Here is a 5,507-nt window from a genome sequence, read left to right as displayed (position 1 = left end):
ATAAAAATAGACAAACTCGATTTTCATCGAGTTTGTCTACAGTCTGAGCCCTACTGAAACAGAAGGGCTTTTTACTATATTCATTTTTTTAATTCACTCTCTTCAATTGGAGATTATACCTCAATGTTTCATCGTCTGAATATAATTTATATCCAAGTCCGTCACTGTAATTGAGGAAGACTTTATCCGGAAGATGCTTTTTAGACTCACTTGAAATTAATATGGGGACTCCAGCAATTATGAATCTCTCATCATCTTCGTTCTTATTATCAATTTTCAATTCATGTTCCACATAAATTGAACAGCTCCCAACATAAATAGCTTCGATACGAATACCTTCATTCTCTTTATAATTCACTTTTAATAGTTGTTCAATCGCTGCTTCTTTAATCTCAATATTCATAAAACCCGCTCCCATATTATTTTTTATCTATACAATCTTCTATTTATTCGTATACCCAATTGTTTATAAGTTAATGTACATGAGAATGACTAGTTTGGATTTACTGAGACTTCTTATTAAGTATAATAAAGCCGATGTTCACGTCATCGGGCTTATGATTGTTTAATAAAATCACAAATTAGATCAAAAACCATGTCAGTAACTCCATCTTCGGAATAGCTTTCTTTGCAATGATCATCCTATCGGCTTTGCTTTCATGGGCCACTTTTTGTTTAATTCAGTTATAAAAGTCTTTACATTTTTTTTATCTTTCATAATGGGGGAATAGACGTAAGAAAGTGTCCTGTTAAAGGATTCATCTTTTACCTGAATGATAGAAAGGATTTTATTTTGTACATCCCTTTCAATGACACTTCGGGAAAGCAGGGCCAGCCCTGATCCGTTTTTTATAAGTGTTTCTTTAATTCCTTGATTGCTGCTTATCGTGAGTATCGATTTAATTTTCAAACCATTTGAACGTATGACATGGTTAAGGTATTCTCTTGTACCAGATCCAACTTCCCTCGTTACCCATGCTTGGTCATGTAAATCAGTAATCTCCACATCGTCTTTATTAGCAAGTCCATGATTGTTAGAAGACACAATGAATAGCTCATCTTGCATGAATGGGTGAACAGAAAGCTCTTTTTCGTTAGTTTGACCTTCGATTAAACCAATATCCACTTTGTATAGCCGAACGGCTTGAACGATTTCTTCCGTGTTCCCAATTACCACTTGAAGTTCAAGTTCAGGATATTCCTCTTGAAGGTCGATGAGTAAAGAAGGAAGGATATACTCTCCTATTGTAAAACTCGCACCTATCTTTAATTCGCCCTTGATGGACCTATCGTGTTCCTGTATGTCTTGTCTGGTCTGTTCATAGATTGTGATCATTTGCTTGGCCCGGTCGTAAAGAATTTCTCCCGTTAAGGTGACTTTCAAAAATTTAGGAGAACGGAGGAATAATTTGGTTTGGAACTCTTCTTCTAATTTTTTAATATGTAAACTAACACTTGGTTGCGACATAAGTAGAATTTCTGCTGTTTTTGTAAAATTCTTGACTTCCACAAGGGTCACAAATGTTTTTAAAGCATCATAGTACATAGAAATTTCTCCTTATTATTAATATTTTTAATAGTTATAATAAATTATATATATTTTACTAATGATGTACCTTCCAGTAAAGTTTTAATGAGAAACTTATTTTAGGAAGAGTATAGGCTGGGAAAGCTATTGTCCTTTGTTGCGTGCTATGAACCTATATAACTGTATTTTTCATTTTTTTTGCAGTTAAAACCGACTTGGTCTATAGGAGTAAACGAGTTAATTAATTTATGGATCGAAATAAAATTTTTAAACCCACTCGTTATACATAATAATCAACTAAGATAAGTTAATATTCCTTTGTGAGGTGGAAATCGTGCAACTTCAGGTAAGTAACAGTCCCTTTATTCAAGAGCAAGCAGAACTCCTTAACAGCCTGCTGCCAAGCTTGAACGAAACACAAAAAATTTGGTTGAGCGGTTATCTGACTGCATCTTTGTCAGTTTCGAACTCAAGTTCAGCCGAGGCCCCAGTATTGGAAGCTCAAGGCGGCGGGAAGACAATATCAAAAGAAGTGACCATCCTGTATGGTTCACAGACGGGCAATGCTCAAGGGCTGGCAGAAAATGCGGCGAGTAAGCTTGAGGGTAATGGCTTTCAGGTTACCATTTCTTCCATGAGTGACTTTAAAGTCAACAATTTGAAAAAAATCGAAAATCTTCTGATTGCCGTTAGCACGCATGGAGAAGGTGATCCGCCGGATAATACATTGTCTTTCCATGAGTACCTTCATGGCAGGAGGGCACCAAGCCTTGAGGGTCTCCGCTATTCGGTATTGGCGCTTGGGGACAGCTCATATGAGTTTTTCTGTGAAACGGGAAAACAATTCGATAAACGCTTGGAGGAACTTGGGGGGACACGGTTATTTCCGCGTATGGACTGTGACCTTGATTATGATGAGCCTGCTTCCGAATGGCTGGAAGGAGTCATTTCCAGTTTAAGTGAAGGGCAAGTCGGTTCTGCTGCTGCAGTTCCCGCAGCAAATGCTTCTGTAGGTGAACAAACTTCTTATTCGAGAACAAATCCGTTTAAAGCGGAAGTGTTGGAAAATATAAATTTGAACGGCCGTGGATCGAATAAAGAAACTCATCATCTTGAGTTATCTCTTGAAGGCTCAGGCCTTACATTCGAACCTGGTGACAGCCTTGGCATTTATCCGAAAAATGATTCGGACTTAGTGGATATGCTTCTTATGGAACTGGATTGGGATCCTGAAGAAACCGTGAAGGTCAATAAGCAGGGGGAACTTCGTCAGCTTAGGGAATCGCTCATCTCCGACTTTGAAATAACGGTATTGACCAAATCGCTCATTGAACAAGCGGCACAGCTTTCTGGTAACGAGGATTTAAAGGAGCTTTTAAATCCTGGTAATGAAGAAAGGTTGAAAGAATATCGAGAAGGCCGTGATTTGCTTGATTTTGTCCGTGATTTTGGTTCATGGGGTGAATCGGCGCAAGAGTTTGTATCGATCCTTCGGAAAATGCCAGCCCGTCTGTATTCGATTGCGAGTAGCTTATCCGCCTATCCGGATGAAGTGCATTTGACAATCGGAGCTGTTCGGTATGAAAGTCATGGGCGGGAAAGAAAAGGGGTCTGCTCGATTTTATGTGCGGACAGATTACAGCCAGGGGACGTGCTGCCCATTTACATTCAGCATAACCAGAACTTTAAGCAGCCAAAGAACCCAGATACGCCAATTATCATGGTTGGACCGGGAACGGGCATTGCCCCGTTTAGATCCTTTATCCAGGATCGCGAAGAATCGGAAGCGAAAGGGAAAACGTGGCTCTTTTTCGGAGATCAGCATTTCGTGACGGATTTCCTTTATCAAACTGAATGGCAAAAGTGGTTGAAAACAGGTGTACTTACGAAAATGGATGTGGCCTTTTCCCGCGATACGGATGAAAAAGTGTATGTTCAAGACCGGATGCGCGAGCAAAGCGAGGAATTATACGAATGGCTTCAAAAAGGAGCAGCTGTATACATTTGCGGTGACGAGAAAAACATGGCACATGATGTCCATAATACGCTTATTGAGATCATTGAAAAAGAAGGCAATATGAGCCATGCTGATGCGCAAGCTTATCTAGAAGATATGCAACAGAATAAACGCTATCAACGTGATGTGTATTGAAATTTGGAAGAAAAGGAGATTACAACATGGTGAACCCACTATTGAAAGCACCAGCAGGCCCGCCAAGTGATGTTGAGCAAATTAAAGAAAGAAGCGATTATTTGCGAGGTACACTTGGAACAGTGATGCAGGATCGGATTAGCGCCGGTATTCCGGATGATGACAATCGACTGATGAAACATCACGGCAGCTATTTGCAGGATGATCGGGATCTGCGTAATGAGCGTCAAAAACAAAAACTGGAGCCTGCCTATCAATTTATGTTGCGTGTCCGCATGGCCGGCGGGGTTGCACAGCCTTCTCAATGGCTTGTTATGGATGACCTTGCCCAGAAATACGGTAACGGAACCTTGAAATTGACAACAAGGCAGACGTTTCAAATGCATGGTATTTTAAAATGGAATATGAAAAAAACCATTCAGGAAATCCATGCTTCCATGTTGGATACAATCGCTGCATGCGGAGATGTAAACCGAAACGTAATGTGCAATTCGATTCCATTTCAATCCGAAATCCATTCCGAAGTATATGAATGGTCGAAAAAATTGAGTGATTATCTATTGCCACGTACAAGGGCGTACCATGAAATCTGGCTGGATGAAGAAAAAGTTGTCGCTACTCCGGAATTGGAGGAAGTCGAACCAATGTACGGAAAGCTTTATTTGCCAAGGAAGTTTAAAATAGGCATTGCGGTCCCGCCATCCAATGACATTGATGTCTACTCCCAAGATCTTGGCTTCATAGCAATTGTTGAAAATGGAAAACTTGTTGGTTTTAATGTGGCGATCGGCGGCGGTATGGGAATGACCCACGGTGACAAGGCGACATATCCTCAACTAGCCAAGGTAATCGGCTTTTGCCAGCCAGACAAAATACTGGATGTGGCTGAAAAAATCATTACGATTCAGCGTGATTACGGAAACCGATCCGTACGGAAAAATGCCCGGTTCAAGTATACGGTAGACAGGCTTGGGCTCGAACCGGTAAAAGCTGAACTGGAAAATCGTCTAGGATGGAAGCTGGAGGAAGCGAGAACTTACCATTTTGATAATAATGGCGACCGCTATGGATGGGTAAAAGGCATGCAGGGTAAATGGCATTTTACACTATTTGTCGAGGGTGGCCGAATTGCCGATATCAATGATTACAAGCTGATGACCGGTTTGCGCGAAATCGCAAAGATCCATACGGGTGATTTCCGATTGACTGCCAATCAAAACCTGATCATTGCAGATGTGTCAAGCCAGAAAAAGAAAAAAATCATAGAATTGCTTGAAACGTACGGTTTGACGGATGGTGCACATCATTCGGCGCTCAGACGCAGCTCGATTGCATGCGTGGCGCTTCCGACATGCGGGTTGGCAATGGCCGAAGCAGAGCGTTATTTGCCGGTTCTGATTGATAAAATCGAGGCCATCGTTGATGAAAACGGCCTGAGGAATGAAGAAATCACCATACGCATGACTGGTTGCCCGAATGGCTGTGCCCGGCATGCACTCGGTGAAATTGGTTTTATCGGTAAGGCACCTGGTAAATATAATATGTATCTCGGTGCGGCATTCGACGGAAGCCGATTAAGTAAAATGTACCGTGAAAACATCGGTGAAGAAGAGATATTAAAAGAGTTGCGTGTACTTCTTTCCCGTTATGCAAAAGAACGTCAGCAAGGAGAGCATTTCGGCGACTTCGTCATCAATGCAGGCATTGTCAAAGAAGTGACGGATGGAACGAATTTTCATGATTGATTAAAACAAATGAGAGACAGGAATAATTTCCTGTCTCAGTTTGTAGACAAAAGGGGTTCGGAATTAAAAAATTCTGAACCCC

General features: G+C 41.1%; 4 protein-coding genes. 2 read left to right on the top strand and 2 right to left on the bottom strand.

Annotated features, from left to right (window positions below; genetic code table 11):
* Nucleotides 1-88: 88 nt before the first annotated feature.
* Entirely contained in the window at nt 89-403 is a 315-nt protein-coding gene (locus tag ADA55_RS07665) for an iron-sulfur cluster biosynthesis family protein (protein WP_048681548.1), read from the bottom strand.
* Between the two features lie 234 nt (nt 404-637).
* On the bottom strand, nt 638-1,546 hold the full coding sequence (locus ADA55_RS07660) for a LysR family transcriptional regulator (protein WP_048681546.1): 909 nt from the start codon (nt 1,544-1,546) through the stop codon (nt 638-640).
* A 316-nt stretch (nt 1,547-1,862) separates the two neighbouring features.
* Between ADA55_RS07660 and ADA55_RS07655 the strand changes: the two genes are divergently transcribed.
* Together ADA55_RS07655 and cysI are read left to right on the top strand one after the other, a co-directional pair.
* The gene (locus ADA55_RS07655) at nt 1,863-3,680 is read left to right on the top strand and encodes an assimilatory sulfite reductase (NADPH) flavoprotein subunit (protein ID WP_048681542.1); all 1,818 of its coding nucleotides are present in this window, start codon (nt 1,863-1,865) and stop codon (nt 3,678-3,680) included.
* 26 nt (nt 3,681-3,706) lie between these two features.
* The gene (gene cysI / locus ADA55_RS07650; protein WP_048681539.1) at nt 3,707-5,425 is read left to right on the top strand and encodes an assimilatory sulfite reductase (NADPH) hemoprotein subunit; all 1,719 of its coding nucleotides are present in this window, start codon (nt 3,707-3,709) and stop codon (nt 5,423-5,425) included.
* The last annotated feature ends 82 nt before the right edge of the window (nt 5,426-5,507 follow it).

The organism is Bacillus sp. 220_BSPC (genome assembly GCF_001054655.1).
GTDB lineage: Bacteria > Bacillota > Bacilli > Bacillales > DSM-1321 > Peribacillus > Peribacillus frigoritolerans.
This window is presented reverse-complemented; position numbering and strand designations above follow the sequence as displayed.

What these genes read in the sequence shown, in the direction of transcription:
- ADA55_RS07660 (WP_048681546.1), bottom strand. Translation starts at nt 1,546, where the DNA reads ATGTACTATGATGCTTTAAAAACATTTGTGACCCTTGTGGAAGTCAAG.
- ADA55_RS07665 (WP_048681548.1), bottom strand. Translation starts at nt 403, where the DNA reads ATGAATATTGAGATTAAAGAAGCAGCGATTGAACAACTATTAAAAGTG.
- cysI (WP_048681539.1), top strand. Translation starts at nt 3,707, where the DNA reads ATGGTGAACCCACTATTGAAAGCACCAGCAGGCCCGCCAAGTGATGTT.